The sequence below is a fragment of the Acidovorax sp. KKS102 genome, assembly GCF_000302535.1.
In the GTDB taxonomy this organism is placed as follows: Bacteria; Pseudomonadota; Gammaproteobacteria; order Burkholderiales; family Burkholderiaceae_C; genus Acidovorax.
In genome coordinates this window covers 4,521,702-4,536,820 of record NC_018708.1, presented here as the reverse complement: position 1 = coordinate 4,536,820, position 15,119 = coordinate 4,521,702, and the positions used below count along the sequence as shown (strand labels likewise).

General features: G+C 60.2%; 18 protein-coding genes. 16 read left to right on the top strand and 2 right to left on the bottom strand.

The features are described from left to right. The 9 genes from C380_RS20760 to fliR all read left to right on the top strand — a co-directional run bounded on the left by C380_RS20760 (nucleotide 1) and on the right by fliR (nucleotide 6,639). Entirely contained in the window at nucleotides 1–450 is a 450-nt protein-coding gene (locus C380_RS20760) for a flagellar export protein FliJ (protein ID WP_015015808.1), read from the top strand. 1,157 nt (nucleotides 451–1,607) lie between these two features. After that, a complete protein-coding gene (locus C380_RS20755; protein ID WP_238544052.1) occupies nucleotides 1,608–2,084 on the top strand; it encodes a flagellar hook-length control protein FliK in 477 nt (158 codons plus the stop codon). A 178-nt stretch (nucleotides 2,085–2,262) separates the two neighbouring features. Then, nucleotides 2,263–2,856 (top strand): flagellar basal body-associated protein FliL, encoded by a 594-nt coding sequence (gene fliL / locus C380_RS20750; protein ID WP_015015806.1) that lies wholly within the window; start codon nucleotides 2,263–2,265, stop codon nucleotides 2,854–2,856. A gap of 22 nt (nucleotides 2,857–2,878) precedes the next feature. After that, nucleotides 2,879–3,883: a flagellar motor switch protein FliM gene (gene fliM / locus C380_RS20745; protein WP_015015805.1), complete on the top strand. Its 1,005-nt coding sequence runs from the start codon at nucleotides 2,879–2,881 to the stop codon at nucleotides 3,881–3,883. After that, nucleotides 3,873–4,313, top strand: a complete 441-nt coding sequence (gene fliN / locus C380_RS20740) for a flagellar motor switch protein FliN (RefSeq protein WP_015015804.1) — start codon at nucleotides 3,873–3,875, stop codon at nucleotides 4,311–4,313. Before fliM ends, fliN begins: the two co-directional genes overlap by 11 nt. A gap of 7 nt (nucleotides 4,314–4,320) precedes the next feature. Further along, the gene (locus C380_RS20735; protein WP_015015803.1) at nucleotides 4,321–4,686 is read left to right on the top strand and encodes a flagellar biosynthetic protein FliO; all 366 of its coding nucleotides are present in this window, start codon (nucleotides 4,321–4,323) and stop codon (nucleotides 4,684–4,686) included. Between the two features lie 70 nt (nucleotides 4,687–4,756). Next, nucleotides 4,757–5,461 (top strand): flagellar type III secretion system pore protein FliP, encoded by a 705-nt coding sequence (fliP, locus tag C380_RS20730; protein WP_015015802.1) that lies wholly within the window; start codon nucleotides 4,757–4,759, stop codon nucleotides 5,459–5,461. A gap of 11 nt (nucleotides 5,462–5,472) precedes the next feature. Next, complete coding sequence (fliQ, locus tag C380_RS20725) at nucleotides 5,473–5,742, top strand: flagellar biosynthesis protein FliQ (protein ID WP_015015801.1); 270 nt, start codon at nucleotides 5,473–5,475, stop codon at nucleotides 5,740–5,742. 126 nt (nucleotides 5,743–5,868) lie between these two features. After that, nucleotides 5,869–6,639 carry a flagellar biosynthetic protein FliR gene (gene fliR, locus C380_RS20720; RefSeq protein ID WP_015015800.1) on the top strand — a complete coding sequence of 257 codons (771 nt, stop codon included), beginning with the start codon at nucleotides 5,869–5,871 and terminating at the stop codon, nucleotides 6,637–6,639. Between the two features lie 9 nt (nucleotides 6,640–6,648). On the opposite strand, the gene C380_RS20715 is transcribed toward fliR, so the two are convergent. Then, a complete protein-coding gene (locus tag C380_RS20715) occupies nucleotides 6,649–7,278 on the bottom strand; it encodes a response regulator transcription factor (RefSeq protein WP_015015799.1) in 630 nt (209 codons plus the stop codon). Then, the gene (locus C380_RS20710) at nucleotides 7,275–8,384 is read right to left on the bottom strand and encodes an ATP-binding protein (RefSeq protein WP_043565703.1); all 1,110 of its coding nucleotides are present in this window, start codon (nucleotides 8,382–8,384) and stop codon (nucleotides 7,275–7,277) included. Before C380_RS20710 ends, C380_RS20715 begins: the two co-directional genes overlap by 4 nt. A gap of 188 nt (nucleotides 8,385–8,572) precedes the next feature. Between C380_RS20710 and C380_RS20705 the strand changes: the two genes are divergently transcribed. The 7 genes from C380_RS20705 (at nucleotide 8,573) to C380_RS20675 (ending at nucleotide 15,070) form a co-directional block, all read left to right on the top strand. Further along, the gene (locus C380_RS20705; RefSeq protein WP_015015797.1) at nucleotides 8,573–9,019 is read left to right on the top strand and encodes a hypothetical protein; all 447 of its coding nucleotides are present in this window, start codon (nucleotides 8,573–8,575) and stop codon (nucleotides 9,017–9,019) included. 49 nt (nucleotides 9,020–9,068) lie between these two features. Beyond that, nucleotides 9,069–9,431, top strand: coding sequence for a response regulator (locus C380_RS20700; RefSeq protein WP_015015796.1), 363 nt, complete (start codon nucleotides 9,069–9,071; stop codon nucleotides 9,429–9,431). A 40-nt stretch (nucleotides 9,432–9,471) separates the two neighbouring features. Then, nucleotides 9,472–11,616 (top strand): chemotaxis protein CheA, encoded by a 2,145-nt coding sequence (locus C380_RS20695; protein WP_015015795.1) that lies wholly within the window; start codon nucleotides 9,472–9,474, stop codon nucleotides 11,614–11,616. 54 nt (nucleotides 11,617–11,670) lie between these two features. Further along, a complete protein-coding gene (locus C380_RS20690) occupies nucleotides 11,671–12,159 on the top strand; it encodes a chemotaxis protein CheW (protein ID WP_015015794.1) in 489 nt (162 codons plus the stop codon). 103 nt (nucleotides 12,160–12,262) lie between these two features. Then, nucleotides 12,263–13,168, top strand: coding sequence for a CheR family methyltransferase (locus C380_RS20685; protein ID WP_043565699.1), 906 nt, complete (start codon nucleotides 12,263–12,265; stop codon nucleotides 13,166–13,168). Between the two features lie 30 nt (nucleotides 13,169–13,198). Next, nucleotides 13,199–13,948 (top strand): chemoreceptor glutamine deamidase CheD, encoded by a 750-nt coding sequence (gene cheD, locus C380_RS20680; protein ID WP_015015792.1) that lies wholly within the window; start codon nucleotides 13,199–13,201, stop codon nucleotides 13,946–13,948. 15 nt (nucleotides 13,949–13,963) lie between these two features. Continuing rightward, the gene (locus C380_RS20675; RefSeq protein WP_015015791.1) at nucleotides 13,964–15,070 is read left to right on the top strand and encodes a chemotaxis response regulator protein-glutamate methylesterase; all 1,107 of its coding nucleotides are present in this window, start codon (nucleotides 13,964–13,966) and stop codon (nucleotides 15,068–15,070) included. Nucleotides 15,071–15,119 lie beyond the last annotated feature (49 nt).

Sequence of the window (15,119 nt, the reverse complement as noted above, 5' to 3'; positions counted from 1 at the left end):
ATGTCCAGTCTCAACGCCCTCTCCGTCGCGGTCGAAGTGGCTTCCCGCAAGCGGGACGATGCCCGCAAGGTTTTGCAGGACACGCTGGCTGCCGAGCAGGCGGCACGTGCCCAGCTCAATCAGCTGGAAGATTACGCCCGAGAGACTGAGTCACGCTGGGGCATGAAGGCCGATACGGCCATGCAGCCCGAAGTGATGTACCACCACTACCAGTTCATGAACAGGCTGGGCCATGCGGCCAGCATTCAGAACGGTGTGGTGGGTGATCAATCTGCGCGGGTGCAAGTTGCGCAGCGCGCGCTGCTGGATGCCGAGCTTCGCTTAGCCAGCCTGCGCAAGGTGGTGGAGAAGAGGCGCAGCGACTTTGCTCTGCAGCAGCAGCGCAGGGATCAGAAACAAACCGACGAGCGCGCCGCGTTGCAGTATCGCAATGTAGGCCAGGAGAATTGAACATGGGACCGACCAAAGTAGCTTCCTCGCAGGGTACCCAGCCCGCCCACACCGCCCGCGCGAAATCGTCGTCTCATTCCGAGACCGTGGAGGCTGGTAAACTCGCAGTTGGAGGCGGTTTTTTCGCGCTGCTGGCGACGTTTGAGGGCGCTACGGATGGTTTGGGCGAGAATACGCAAGGTGACAATGTGATTGATAACCCTTCGCCCGCTCTCGAAAATGCCACTGATGTCGTATCCACGCCCTCAATGGACGCGTCGGCTGTTGGTGCATGGCTCGGCCTGTTCTCTTCGCTGCGACTTCCGAATACAACGGCTTCTGCGTGGCAGTACTCGATTGCTCCGCCGCAAAATACTGAAGGCTCAAGTACGGTCAATAGGCAGACGCTGCTGCATTCACCCCGGCCAGTTGGTCTTAGTCTCGGCGGGACAGTAGCAGTAGCGCAGTCTGGCCCCCAAGGGCTTGCAGCCTCTTCGGTCAGCGCTCTCAGTGAGCCGCTGGGCTCGGCGGCCTCTGCGTGGCAGTATTCGATTGCTCCGTCCCAAAACACTGAGGGCTCAAGTACGGTCAATAGGCAGATGTTGCTGCATCCATCCCCGCCGGTTGGTCTTAGTCTCGGTGGAGCAGTGGCAGTCGCGCAGTCTGACTCCCAAGGGCTTATAGCTTCTTTGGGTAGTGGGCTCGGTGAAAAGTTGTTTGAAGGTATCCCCCAGGGACTGAGCGCGGAGACTGCGAAGTTGGATGCGTCTACAGACCTGGAACCCATACACGGAGCATCTGCTGGGTTCGGACGCGCGTTTTCGCGCACGCAGAGTGGTAGTCCGCAACGCGTCAGCGGTATGGGAGGCTCCGATGCGTCCCTCGGCTCTGCTGCTTTCAGAGACTCGGCAGTGCGTCCCACCAGTGTGCATGGCTTTTCTTCAGCGCTGTTGTCCTCCACTGGAGAGCGGACTTTGATAGGTGGGGTTGCAGGCGGCACGGTGGATCGTTCGAGTGTTACCCAGTCAGTCCCTGTTATCGGCGTGGAGTCGGCAGCACCGCTCGCCGACAGTTTGGTTGCGATGGTCGGATCTGCTCAAGCCGCAGAGTCACCCGCCGACGTTCGTTCTCATAGAAATGGAGAGGGCGCAGGAACTACTGGCGCCTGGTCTGAAGGCGTGTCAGGGCCATCGCCTTCGGATGCGGGTGGCTTCACCGATGCCACGGCGTTAGCGGACCCTAATGCTTTGGGGGCGGAGGAGCAGGTGGCCGAGCAGGTAGCCTACTGGGTGAACCAGAAGACGCAAAACGCAGAGTTGACGCTGCAGCGAGATGGCCACCCCGTGGAGGTGTCGGTGTCCCTGTCGGGCAACGAAGCGCATGTGTCGTTCCGCAGCGATCAGCAGCATACGCGGGAACTGCTGGACCAAAGCATGGCGCAGCTGAGTGATCTGTTGCGCAGCGAGGGTTTGGTACTGTCTGGCATGTCGGTGGGCACTTCGGCACATGGCAGTGAAGGTGGTGGCGAGACCGGGCAGCAGCGTCCCCGCGAAGGAGCGCGTCAGGCGCAGGTGGTGTCTGCTGTTCCAGCAGGTACCACCTCTCTGGCACGTGGTGGTGGGGCTTTGGACCGCGCGGTGGACATCTTCGTTTGATTTGCGGGGGCAGACCCCTTCGCCATTCGCACGGGCGGCGAGCGCGGTGAATGCCATGGTTTTGGGCTTTTATTCTGGCTATTATTGGTTACACCCCCGACCAATAATGGGCTATCCGGTCATGCTCGCACATTGATAGTGCCCGCATCACCTGCTCCATACCGCAAGGAACTCCATCGTGTCAGCCAATACTCCCGCAGCAGCACCCGCCAAGAGCAAGAAGATGCTGTTGATCATCATCGGTGTGGTGGTGGCTGTGCTGGTGATTGGAGGGGGGGCGGCCGCATGGTTCGTCTCCAGCCGGTCCCACGCCGCCGAAGACGAAGAGGGCGGTGGAGCACCTGCAGCGCACAAGGAGTCGCCCAAAGTCGCACCCACCTTCCTGCCCATGGAAAATATGGTGGTCAATCTGGCGGACCCAGGGGGGGATCGTTTTGCACAGATTGGCATCACCTTGGAGGTGGATGACGCCAAAACTGCAGAGCAGGTCAAACAGTACCTGCCTTCGATTCGCAGCGGCATTTTGATGCTGGTGTCCCAGCGCACTTCCTCGGAGCTGCTACAGCGCGAGGGCAAAGAGAAGCTGGCAAACGACATATTGCGTGAGGTCTCGCGGCCCTTGGGCTACTCCGTGCCGTCGGAGCGCGAGCGTGCCAAGGCGGCAGCGGCTACTGAACAGGACGGAGACGCGGAGGAGCGCCCCGCAGCGCGCAAGCGTGCCGAGCGCAATCCTGTGCGCAGGGTACTCTTTTCGAGTTTCATCATCCAATGAGCCCACGGGTTAAGGACCAGCCATGAGTGATTCATTTCTTTCGCAGGAAGAGGTCGATGCCCTTCTGGAAGGGGTCACGGGCGAGAGTCAGAAGTCCGTGGAGGAAGTGGCGGAGGCAGGGGCCGTCCGCAATTACGACATTTCCAGCCAGGAGCGCATCGTTCGTGGCCGCATGCCGACGATGGAAATCGTCAACGAGCGGTTTGCGCGCAACTTCCGCATCGGCCTGTTCAACTTCATCCGGCGCAGCCCGGAAATATCGGTGGGTACCGTGTCCGTTCAGCGCTACAGCGCGTTTCTGCGCGAGCTGGCGGTCCCTACCAATTTCAACATTGTGGCCATCCGCCCCTTGCGTGGCAGCGGGCTCATCGTGTGTGAACCCTCGCTGGTGTTCGGCATCATCGACACGCTGTATGGGGGGGTCGGCAAGTTCCAGACCCGGATCGAGGGGCGTGACTTTTCGCCCACGGAACAACGGGTCATCAACCGGCTGGTTGATGTGATCTGCGCTGAGTATAAGAAGGCATGGCAGGGCATCTACCCGCTGGAGCTGGAGTACCAGCGCTCAGAAATGCAGCCCCAGTTTGCCAACATTGCTACACCCAGCGAAATCGTGGTGTCCACGGCGTTTCAGCTGGAAATCGGAGACCTCTCCGGTGCGATCCATGTCTGCATGCCGTATGCCACGCTGGAGCCGATCCGCGATGTCCTGTATTCGTCCACACAGGGCGATTCCATCGAGGTGGATCGTCGCTGGGTGAACGTGCTCAAGCGCGAAATCCAGTCTGCAGAGGTCACGCTGGTGGCGGAGCTGGCCAAGGCCGATGCCACTGTGGAGCAATTGCTTGCGATGAAGCCTGGTGACTTCATCGAGCTGGACCGTGAGCCCCGCATCCGTGCGTCGATCGGAGGGGTTCCAATTTTTGAATGCCAGTATGGAACCCACAATTCCAAGTACGCCATCCGCATTGAAGAGTGCCTGCGTACGTCGGATATGAGCTGGCTGGGAGAGAAAAATGGCAACTGAAGAAGACAACAAGGACGCTGGTGCGGACGACCCGTTTGCGGGTTGGGCCGAGGCGCTGGAAGAGCAGAAGCGCACGGACGAAAAGCCTGCCGATGCAGAGCAAGGTGGACCGCTGTCTGGTGAGCCCGTGCGGCCGTTTTCCGGCGCCGCGGGTGGCGATACGGTCAACGACATCAACATGGTGCTGGACATCCCGGTGCAGCTGTCCGTGGAACTGGGGCGCACCAAGGTACCAATCAAGTACATCCTCCAGCTGGCGCAAGGCTCGGTGGTGGAACTGGATGCACTGGCGGGGGAGCCCATGGACGTGCTGGTCAATGGCTACCTCATCGCCCAAGGCGAAGTGGTGGTGGTCAATGACAAGTTCGGTATCCGCCTGACTGATGTGGTCACACCTTCGGAACGTTTGCGTCGGGTGAGCCGTGGATAGTGGGAGCATGACCCAGACGCTGTTGGTCGTAGTGCTGTTTGTGGGGGCCATGGCTTTGCTTCCCTGGGCGGTGCGCCGGCTTCAGCAACGACAGTCCTCGGGAGCGCTGGCGGCCGGAGGGGCATCACGCGTGGTATCCGCGGTGGCCGTCGGACCCCAGCAGCGGGTCGTGACGGTGGAGGTGGGGCCTGAAAACGCGCGGACCTGGCTGGTCCTGGGGGTGACTGCACAGCAGGTCAACTGCCTTCATGTGCTGCCCGTGGCCGGCAAGGCGGCCGAGGACGCGAGGGGCGCGTCATTACCGGCAAGCCCATCATTTGCCCAGGAGATGCGAGTTGCGTCGGCTGATGCGGGGAAGTCCGCCCATGTGTGAGCAGGTCTCTCTACGGATAAGGCGCGGAGCTCGGCGGCTAGGTCCATGGGCAGTCGCCGCGGTGGGCTTGATGGCGCAAAGCTCCGTGTGGGCTCAAAATGCCGGCGCGTTGCCGCTGGTGGTCGGCAATGGGCCTTCTGGAACCAGCTACTCGGTGCCCATTCAGACCCTGCTGTTTTTTACGGCACTGTCTTTTTTGCCGGCCGTGTTGCTGATGATGACGGGTTTTACCCGGATCGTGATTGTGTTGTCCCTGCTGCGCCAGGCCTTGGGAACGCAGTCGGCACCGCCCAATCAGGTCATCATTGGCCTGTCGTTGTTCCTCACCTTTTTTGTGATGGGGCCGACGCTTGATCGTGTGTACCAGGACGCCTACGTTCCCTACACCAACAACACCATCGGCTTTGAGCTGGCCCTGGACAGGGCGGAGGCACCCATGCGCAGCTTCATGCTCAAGCAGACGCGGCAATCGGACTTTGCGCTGTTTTCCAGGCTCGCGCGCCTGGACCCGAAAGTGACGGCCGAGACGGCGCCGATCCGTGTGCTGGTACCTGCCTTCGTGACCAGTGAACTCAAGTCGGCGTTCCAGATCGGGTTCATGATCTTCATCCCGTTTCTCGTCATCGACATGGTGGTGTCCAGCATCCTCATGTCATTGGGCATGATGATGTTGTCGCCGGTGCTGGTGGCATTGCCGTTCAAGCTCATGTTGTTCGTGCTGGCGGATGGCTGGAACCTGCTGATTGGCTCGTTGGCCGCCAGCTTCGTCACCTGAGGGATTCCGCCATGACTTCACAAATGGTGCTGACGATTGGGCGCGATGCCCTCACCTTGCTGCTGATGATTTCCATGCCTGTGCTGGGCGTGGTCATGGCGGTGGGCTTGCTGGTGAGTATTTTTCAGGCGGTCACGCAGATTCATGAGGCAACGCTGGCCTTTGTGCCCAAGCTGATTGCGGCGATGGTGGTGTTTGCCATTGCGGGGCCCTGGATGCTCAGTACCCTGGTGGACTTCATTCGCAGGACGATCGAATCGATCCCGTCCATGATCGGATAGCGCCATGGCAACTGGGGCACCAGCTTGTCTGTGGATGACGGCGGACGGCTTGGGTCTGAGTTCGACGTGTAGGGCGGAGGCAACCGGGTCTGCAAAGCGCCGTAGCCAAATCATGGGAGGAGGAGCGTGATTACCTTCTCCGAAGCGCAGATCATGGTGTGGCTGTCTCCCATCCTGTGGCCCTTTTTGCGCGTGCTCGCGTTGTTCTCTGTGGCGCCGGTGTTCTCCATGCGCGTCGTCCCCATGCGGGTGAAGATTGGCTTGGCGTTCTTGGTGGCGCTCTGCGCGCAAGGTGTTCTGGGTGAGCAGCCTGTCATCAGCGTGAACGGTCGTGAGGCGCTGGGCACGGTAGCGCAGCAGGTGGCCGTGGGGCTGGCGATTGGCTTTTCGGTCCGCCTCGTGTTCACGGCGGTCGAACTGGCTGGGGAAATCATTGGGCTGCAGATGGGGCTCAACTTCGCTTCATTCTTTGACCCTACCTCCAATGGACAGATCAGTGCTGTGGCGCGTTTTTTTGGTCATATGTCCATGCTGCTGTTTATTGTCATCAATGGCCACTTGTTGATCTTGATGGCTGTGGTCAAGAGTTTTGACCGCTTTCCTGTGGATGGCAATTTTTTGCAGGCGCTCGGGCAGATGCGCTTGCATGAACTGGGGGCTTCTCTGTTTTCCAGCGCTCTCTGGATTGCCATGCCCATGATCGCGCTGCTGCTGTTCGTCAACCTGACCATGGGCATCATTTCGCGCGTAGCGCCGCAAATGAATATCTACGCAGTGGGCTTCCCCGTCACGCTCACGGTGGGGATGCTGGGGATTGCAGCAACACTGCCGATGCTCGAGCAACCGGTGTTGGCGTTGATGCAGCAGGCTGTGGATCTGTTCTCTGCCGGCAGGTAGTCAATCCAGCTACACCAGTTGGTTACGGATCGCGTAGACCGTCAGTTCCGCGTTGTTCGAAAGCTTCAATTTTTCGAGAACCCGTGATCGGTACACGCTCACCGTTTTGGGGCTCAGCATCAATTCTTCGGCAATGTCCGACAAGCGCCGACCGGAGGCGATCTTGACCAGGGTCTGCAATTCGCGTTCTGACAGTGCCGCGTGGGGGGCCTCGGGTGTGGGCTGGGCCAGACTGTCAGCCAGCATCTGGGCCACTTCGGCGGTGAGGTACTTGCGACCCTGCATCACTGTGCGTACGGCCGCAATCAGCTCCACCGGGTCGCCAGCCTTGTTGGCGTAGCCCTGGGCTCCTGCCTTGAGGCAGCGCAACGCGTATTGATCCTCGGGGTACATCGACACCACCAGCACTTTGATGGTGGAGTGGGTTTCGCGCAGGCTGGCCAATACTTCCAGCCCGCTGCGGCCAGGCATGTTCAGGTCCAGCAGCAGAACATCGCAGGCGGCTGTGCGCAGAACTTCCCGCAGCTCGGAGTACCCGCCTGCTTCGCCGGTCACCTGAATGTCCGGTGCTTCGGCAAGCGTGTCGCGAATGCCACGCCGCAAAACGGCATGGTCGTCGCACAAGACGACATGAATCACTGAGCGTCCCCTGATGCGGATGTGTCTGGAGATGGTAGTGGTACCGAGAGGATGACCGATGTGCCCTGACCCGGACGACTGCTGATATCCAGCCAACCCCCTACGGTACGTGCGCGCTCCTGGAGGCCCTTGAGACCGAAGGCCTTGGGTTTGTCGCGAACTGTGGCATCCATGCCACGGCCGTTGTCCGCGACTTCCAGGGTCAGAACGCCTTCCTTGTCAGACAGCTCAACGTCCACTTTGCCAGGTTGCGCGTGCTTGGAGATATTGGTCAATGCCTCCTGAGCTGTGCGATAGGCCACCAGCTGAACCTCGGGGGGGCAGTCTATGGTGTCGCTGCTGCTCTGCAGTTTCGTGGGAATGCCGGTCCTGCGCTCAAAGCTGGAGGCCAGCCACTGGACAGCCGCCACCAGCCCTTGTTCCAGAATGGGGGGGCGCAGGTTCATCATGATCCGCTGGCTGGCACCAATCGCGTGTTGCAGCATGTCTGCCGCAGATGTGGCATGTTCTTGCATGACCGGGTCGGTGCTGTGACGCCCGATCCATGCCACGTCAAAACGCACTGCGGTGAGGGCTCCGCCAATGTCGTCGTGGATCTCGCGGGCAATGGCGGCGCGCTCTTGTTCGATGGATGTTTGAAGATGCTCGGCCAGTTCGGCCAGGTGACGCTGTGATATCGCCAGCTCTGCAATGGCCTGTTCGCGTGCATTGCGTGCCTCGTGCACTTCCAAAGTCCTGGCAATGACGTGGGGCAGCCGCTGGATATCGTCTTTGAGCAGGTAGTCCGCCACCCCCAACCGCATCGCATCCACCGCTGCAGCTTCGCCGATGGCGCCCGACAGCAGCACAAACGGTGGGTGATGCGGCTTTTGTGCCACATGGGCCCATGCATCCAATGCAGTGAAGCCAGGCAGGCGGTAATCTGCCAGGATGATGTCAAAGTGGCCGCTATCTATCAGATTTTGGAATTCTGCGAGAGTGTCCACCCGCTGGAGGTGGCATTGAAGCCCGGATCGACGCAAAGCACGCGTTGCCAATTCGTGATCGGCCGGTGAATCTTCAAGATGCAGGATTTCAAGGGTCTGGTCTGATGCTGCAAGGCCCATAGGAGCGCTATCATAGGATACAAATTGGAACAAACAAGGGTGTTTGTCCGATTGGGAGGGTTGGGGCGTCAGCGTCCAATGGTCGCGGATGCTCCGGTTTGCACGGAGGCCTTGGCAGGTTACTGATGCATTTATCGTAGTCCTGTGTATTTGCGTGTTTTGCTGCTACGTGCTGCGATGGAGAAACGATGCAATCTACGCTAACAACGCCTGTAGGACCTGCTGTCCAGGTTCCCGTCATGGTAGCGGCAGAGCTGCAGGACTCCTTGCTGGTCGTGATGCATGACTTGCACCGTCTGGAAGGCTTGCTGAACCATGCCACCGACAATCTGTTAGAGCGGTTTGGTGAGGCAAACGCCATGTTGACAGACGCCGTGGTGGCCGATTCACCAGAGCTGGTGGCTGCGCGGACAGCGCTGCGCAGCGCGGTGACTGAGCTGCAGTTCCAGGACATGGCCTCCCAGCTGATATGGCACACCACCAAGGTGTTACAAGGCTGTGCCTTCCGCCTGGCCTCGGAAGCCATGGGGCACGAAGAGGGTGAAGATGCCGCGCCCTTTGCAGAGATGGCGCCTGACAGGCCGAACCCTGTCACCCAAAGCGAGATGGATGCAGGTTCGGTGGACCTGTTCTGACGTTCACATCACTGGTTACCTTATATATTCAAGTCAGTTGGAGCCATACATGCAATCGATCCTTGCCGTTGATGATTCACCTTCCATGCGCAAAATGGTGTCGTTCACCCTGACTGGTGCCGGCTATCACGTCGTGGAGGCAGTGGATGGGCAAGATGCCCTCGAAAAGGCTGAGACGCACAACATCGACTTGGTGTTGGCCGACCAGAACATGCCGCGTCTGGATGGCATTGGGTTGACCCGCAAATTGCGCGAGCACCCCAAATTCAAGACCATTCCCATCCTGATCCTGACGACAGAGTCGAGCGATCAGATGAAGCAGGCGGGTCGTACGGCGGGCGCCACAGGATGGCTGGTGAAACCTTTTGATCCGAATCGCCTGATCGAAGTCATCCAGAAAGTAATCCGCTGAGCCGGGTTGACGGAGATCATTTAGTACACAGGAGCCCACCATGGCGGAAACCTACCAAGAAGGATCAGGTGCAGGCGCTGACTTCGACCTCAGCCAGTTCTATCAGATCTTTTTCGAGGAAGCGGGTGAGAACCTCGACCAGATGGAGCAGATGCTCCTGAATCTGGACCTGAGCAGTGCCAACGACGAAGAGCTCAACGGTATCTTCCGCTGCGCTCACTCGATCAAAGGCGGCTCCGCCACTTTCGGATTTTCGGATGTGGCCGAACTGACCCATCAGATGGAGTCCCTGCTCGATCGCCTGCGCCGTCATGAATTGCAACCCATCCCTCAGATGGTGGATGTTTTGCTGGAATCTGCGGATGCTTCGCGCAGCCTGCTGGCCCGGCATCAGGCGGGTGGGCAGGGTGAAGCGGTTTCCACTACCTCCTTGGTGCGTCGCATCAGTGATCTGGCTGCGGGTTTGGTCCCCGACGACGCCGCGCCTGTGGCTGCCCCTCCGCCTCCTCCTGCGCCCGCGCCTGTCGCGGTCGCCCCGGCTCCCGCACCCAAGGCTTCTGCGCCTGCTGTGCCAGGGCAGGCGCGGCAGCTGGAAATCCAGATCGGTCCACTGGACCGCCCCGAGCAGGCCGATGCGATCAAAGAGTTGTTCAGAGATATCCCTGGTTTGGGCGCAATCCGCGATGTTCCCGGCAGCCAAGCGAATACACGGGTCTTTGCGGTCGAAACGACGTCCACCAACGACGATTTGCTGGACCTGTTTGCGTTCCATGTTGCCAAAGAGCAGGTACTGATTCGTGACGCAGCCGCCTCTGGCGAGGCTGCCGCCGCAGAGGCAGACGACGAGCCGGTGGTTGCCGTAGATACCTCCGGGGGCGAGGCGCCTTACGGATTCTTCAATGGCGCTCCCGGCGCGCCCCATGGTGAGGCTGCAGCGGCCGCTCACGCGCCTGTCGCACAAGCTCCCAAAGCTGCTCCCAAGGCGAGCGCCGAGCCCAAGGTGGCGATGCAGGCGCAGATGGAGTCCACCACCATCCGCGTGGATGTGAAGAAAGTCGATCAACTGATCAACCTGGTGGGTGAACTGGTGATCACGCAGGCCATGCTGGCGCAGAACAGCCGGGGCCTCGATGCTGGGGCCTATCAGCAATTGCTGGCCGGGCTGGCCGATCTGGATCGCAACACACGCGACTTGCAAGAGTCGGTGATGTCGATCCGCATGATTCCAATGTCCATCGTTTTCAGCCGCTTCCCACGCATGCTGCGCGATCTGGCGAACAAGCTGGGCAAGAAGGTGGAACTGGTGACCCTGGGTGAAGCCACCGAATTGGACAAGGGCCTAGTCGAAAAGATCACCGACCCGCTGACCCACCTGGTGCGCAATAGCTGTGATCACGGTATCGAAATGCCGGCCGATCGTCTGGCCAAGGGCAAATCCGAGCACGGCACCATCACCTTGTCTGCGTCGCACCAAGGGGGGTCGATCGTGATCGAGGTGCGTGACGATGGCCGTGGCCTGTCGCGCGAGAAAATTCTCAGCAAGGCCCAGGAGCGCGGCATTGAGGTGTCCGATCAGATGAGCGATGCCGACGTCTGGCAGCTGATTTTTGCTCCAGGCTTCTCCACCGCCGACGAGGTGACGGATGTGTCCGGTCGTGGTGTCGGCATGGACGTGGTCAAACGCAATATTGCAGCGCTCAATGGCTCGGTGGAGATCGATTCGGCAGAGGGCTACGGCATGAAGGTGTCCGTGCGCCTTCCGCTGACGCTCGCCATCATGGATGGCATGTCGGTGGGCGTGGGCGAAGAGGTGTACATCCTTCCCCTGTCGTCGGTGGTGGAATCGTTCCAGGTCAATGCGGACGATGTCAGCACCGTGGCGCAAGGCTCGCAGCTCGTCAAGGTGCGCGACGAATACATGCCTGTCATCGCACTGGAGAAGATCTTCCAGGTCCCGCGCTTTGACCTCAACAAATCCAGCAACATCATGGTGGTGGTTGAGGCGGACGGAAGCCGTGTGGCCTTGCTGGTGGATGAGTTGCTGGGCCAGCACCAGGTGGTCGTCAAGAACCTGGAGTCGAACTATCGCAAGGTGCCCAATGTGTCGGGCGCCACCATTTTGGGTGACGGCACCGTGGCCTTGATTTTGGACACGGGTGGTTTGGTGCGCCGGGCGCGCCACTAGATACAGGTGTGAGCGCCCTGGAGGCGCTGCGCCGCCATGAAAGGAGAATGCACCATGAGTGTGATCGGTAAAACTGCAGACGCTGCACCCACGGGCGCGCGTGAATATCTGACGTTCCGCCTCGACCAGGAAGAGTACGGCATCGACATCCTGAAGGTGCAGGAAATCCGCGGCTACGAACCTCCGACCCGCATTGCGAACGCTCCGGACTTCATCAAGGGCGTGGTCAATTTGCGCGGCACGATTGTTCCTATCGTGGACATGCGCATCAAGTTCAACTGTGCGCAGGCGGACTACAACAGTTTCACCGTGGTCATCATCCTCAACCTGCGCAACCGGGTGGTAGGTATCGTGGTGGACTCGGTGAGCGATGTGATGGAGTTGACGCCAGAGAGCATCCGGTCGGCCCCCGATATCGAGAGCGCGATCGACAACAGCTGCATCCTGGGCCTGGGGTCCGTGGGCGAGCGCATGCTGATCTTGCTGGATATTGAAAAGCTCATGTCCAGCGTGGACATGGGTCTGGTCACAGCCAACGAGTAAGGCGCCGCAGTCAGCAGCCCGTGGTGGCGCAGACGTACCTCAGGCTGTGAGCAAGGCTTGCAGACCTTTTGGAGCGAACAGGACTTCCCCTCGGACGATCAATATGGCCCAAACCACCAGTGCTTCGGCGTCAGTCCGGTCAGGCCCTGCTAGGGTAGATCCTGCATATGCCGCAGCGGCGGCGCCCTCTGGCCCTTTGGCCCAGGGGCGTGAATTTGTCTGGACCAATGCAGACTTTGCCCGTGTACAGGCGCTGATCTATCAGCGCGCTGGCATCAGCTTGCACGATGGCAAGCACGCCATGGTCTACAGCCGCCTGTCGCGGCGGCTGCGCGACACGGGGCATACCAGTTTTCACGACTACCTGAGCTGGCTAGAGACCCACGACGGGCCAGAGTGGCAGGAGTTCGTGAATGCGCTGACCACCAACCTCACGGCATTTTTTCGCGAGCAGCATCATTTCGAGATTTTTGCCTCGCACCTGCGCTCCAAGCCATCTGCCAACTGGCGGGTCTGGTGCAACGCGGCCTCCACGGGCGAAGAGCCGTATTCCATCGTGATCACCGCTCTGGAGGCGCTGGGTGCCAACGCCTCTTTCAAGTTGACAGCCAGTGATATTGATTCGCGTGTGCTGGCCACTGCGGCGCAGGGTGTGTACCGGCTCGACAGCGTCAAGGGTTTGAGTCCGGAGCGTCTGCAGAAATTCTTTCTCAAAGGTAAAGGCGGCAACGCGGGCATGGTCCGCGCCAAGCCGGAGTTGCGGCGCGCCATCGACTTCATGAGTGTGAACCTCATCCGGGACGATTGGCCGTTCAAGGAGCCTTTTGACGTGGTGTTCTGCCGTAACGTGATGATTTACTTTGATGCACCCACGCAGCGGCGCGTGCTCGAAAGAATCCACCGCGTGCTCAAGCCGGGTGGCATGCTGTTTGTGGGGCACGCGGAGAACTTCAGCGAGTCCAAAGATCTGTTCACCCTGCGTGGTAAGACGGTGTACGAGCGCCGCTGACCTGTCCATGTTGTCCTGCACATTGCACCCATGACCAACATTCCCACAGGTTCATCCCTTTCCAGTGCTCCAGCGGTGCCCGGCACGGCCGAAAGGCGCCGCGCTCCGCGCATCGCACCGCTGAGTGCGGACATCTACGCATCAGGCAATGGTCCCGCAAGGGAATCTTCGCTACAGGAACTCAAGGCCCGCAGCCGCAAGCCGGGAGAGGCCTCGTTTTTCTATCTCGATCACCACTTCCAGCACAACGCTGTGAAAGTGCTGCCAGGCGAGTACTTTGTGTCGGATGAGAACATGGTCATCATGACCGTGCTCGGTTCCTGCATCGCTGCCTGCCTCTGGGACAGTCGCGCACGCGTGGGAGGGATGAACCATTTCATGCTACCTGACGGCGACCTGGCGGATGCATCGGGGCGTTATGGCTCCTATGCGATGGAGTTGTTGATCAACGAAATGCTCAAGCTGGGGGCCCGCCGCGAAACCATGCAGGCCAAAATTTTTGGTGGTGCCCAGGTGATGCACAACTTCACCACCATGAACGTGGGTGAGCGCAATACGAATTTTGTGCTGAACTATCTGCACACCGAGCGCATTCCCATCGTCTCCGAGGACGTGCTGGACATCTACCCGCGTAAGGTGGTTTTCTTTCCGGTGACTGGCAAGGCGATGGTGAAGCGGCTGGCACATGCCCATCCCGAAGCACTCGTGGCCCAGGAGGTCCGGGGCAACGCGGCCACCGTGGCCAAGACCACATCGGGTGGTTCTGTGGATCTGTTTTGATAAAGGTTGGAGTGAATGAGCAGGAAAATCCGGGTGATCGTGGTGGACGATTCGGCGCTGGTCCGTAGTCTGCTGTCAGAGATCATCAATCGCCAGCGGGACATGGAGTGCATTGGTACCGCCAATGACCCCCTGGTGGCGCGCGAGATGATTCGCGAACTGGATCCGGATGTCATCACCCTGGATGTCGAGATGCCGCGCATGGATGGCATCGATTTTCTGGGGCGACTCATGCGCCTGCGGCCCACGCCGGTGGTGATGATCTCCACGCTGACCGAGCGTGGCGCGGAGGTCACCATGAAGGCGCTGGAGTTGGGCGCTGTGGACTTTGTGGCCAAACCGCGCGTGGGGCTCGCCAGCGGGCTCAATGATTTGGCGGCGCAGATCGTGGACAAGATCCGCGTTGCTGCCGTGGCGCAGGTGCGCCGCGCTCCGGTGCGTGATGCAGCCCCAGCCGCAGGTTCGGCGGGAAGCGCAGCAGTCGCTCACGCCGCACCGGCTGCGGGCCTGCTGGGGCGTCTCTCCACCGAAAAGCTCATCTGCATCGGCGCATCCACCGGGGGCACGGAGGCCATCAAGGAGGTGCTCGTCCAGATGCCTGCGGATTCACCCGCGATCGTTATCACCCAGCACATGCCCCCCGGGTTCACCACCAGTTTTGCGGCCCGTTTGAACGGGTTGTGTCAGATCACCGTCAAGGAGGCGGTGAATGGCGAGCGCATTCTGCCGGGCCACGCCTACATCGCGCCGGGAGGCACCCAGTTCCATGTGGCCCGCAGTGGTGCCAACTATGTGGCGGTGGTGGACGACGGCCCGCCGGTCAATCGCCACAAGCCCTCGGTCGAGGTGCTCTTCAAGTCCGCTGCGGCGGTGGTGGGGCGCAACGCGTTTGGCATCATGCTCACAGGCATGGGCAATGACGGTGCGGTGGCCATGCGGGAGATGAAAGATGCGGGCAGCTACAACTACGTGCAAGACGAAGCAACCTGCATCGTGTTTGGCATGCCGCGCGAGGCCATTGCCCACGGCGCTGCCGATGAGGTGTTGCCGCTGGGGCAGATCGCTCCGGCCTTGATCGCCCGGTTGCGCGGAACGACGGACCGTTTGCACCATCGCATCTGAGGACTATCGCCCGCTATTGGCGGGGGCTGTGCAATGTCTGCCTCTTTAC

What these genes read in the sequence shown, in the direction of transcription:
- C380_RS20760 (WP_015015808.1), top strand. Translation starts at nt 1, where the DNA reads ATGTCCAGTCTCAACGCCCTCTCCGTCGCGGTCGAAGTGGCTTCCCGC.
- fliM (WP_015015805.1), top strand. Translation starts at nt 2,879, where the DNA reads ATGAGTGATTCATTTCTTTCGCAGGAAGAGGTCGATGCCCTTCTGGAA.
- fliN (WP_015015804.1), top strand. Translation starts at nt 3,873, where the DNA reads ATGGCAACTGAAGAAGACAACAAGGACGCTGGTGCGGACGACCCGTTT.
- C380_RS20735 (WP_015015803.1), top strand. Translation starts at nt 4,321, where the DNA reads ATGACCCAGACGCTGTTGGTCGTAGTGCTGTTTGTGGGGGCCATGGCT.
- fliP (WP_015015802.1), top strand. Translation starts at nt 4,757, where the DNA reads ATGGCGCAAAGCTCCGTGTGGGCTCAAAATGCCGGCGCGTTGCCGCTG.
- fliQ (WP_015015801.1), top strand. Translation starts at nt 5,473, where the DNA reads ATGACTTCACAAATGGTGCTGACGATTGGGCGCGATGCCCTCACCTTG.
- C380_RS20710 (WP_043565703.1), bottom strand. Translation starts at nt 8,384, where the DNA reads ATGGGCCTTGCAGCATCAGACCAGACCCTTGAAATCCTGCATCTTGAA.
- C380_RS20705 (WP_015015797.1), top strand. Translation starts at nt 8,573, where the DNA reads ATGCAATCTACGCTAACAACGCCTGTAGGACCTGCTGTCCAGGTTCCC.
- C380_RS20700 (WP_015015796.1), top strand. Translation starts at nt 9,069, where the DNA reads ATGCAATCGATCCTTGCCGTTGATGATTCACCTTCCATGCGCAAAATG.
- C380_RS20695 (WP_015015795.1), top strand. Translation starts at nt 9,472, where the DNA reads ATGGCGGAAACCTACCAAGAAGGATCAGGTGCAGGCGCTGACTTCGAC.
- C380_RS20690 (WP_015015794.1), top strand. Translation starts at nt 11,671, where the DNA reads ATGAGTGTGATCGGTAAAACTGCAGACGCTGCACCCACGGGCGCGCGT.
- C380_RS20685 (WP_043565699.1), top strand. Translation starts at nt 12,263, where the DNA reads ATGGCCCAAACCACCAGTGCTTCGGCGTCAGTCCGGTCAGGCCCTGCT.
- cheD (WP_015015792.1), top strand. Translation starts at nt 13,199, where the DNA reads ATGACCAACATTCCCACAGGTTCATCCCTTTCCAGTGCTCCAGCGGTG.
- C380_RS20675 (WP_015015791.1), top strand. Translation starts at nt 13,964, where the DNA reads ATGAGCAGGAAAATCCGGGTGATCGTGGTGGACGATTCGGCGCTGGTC.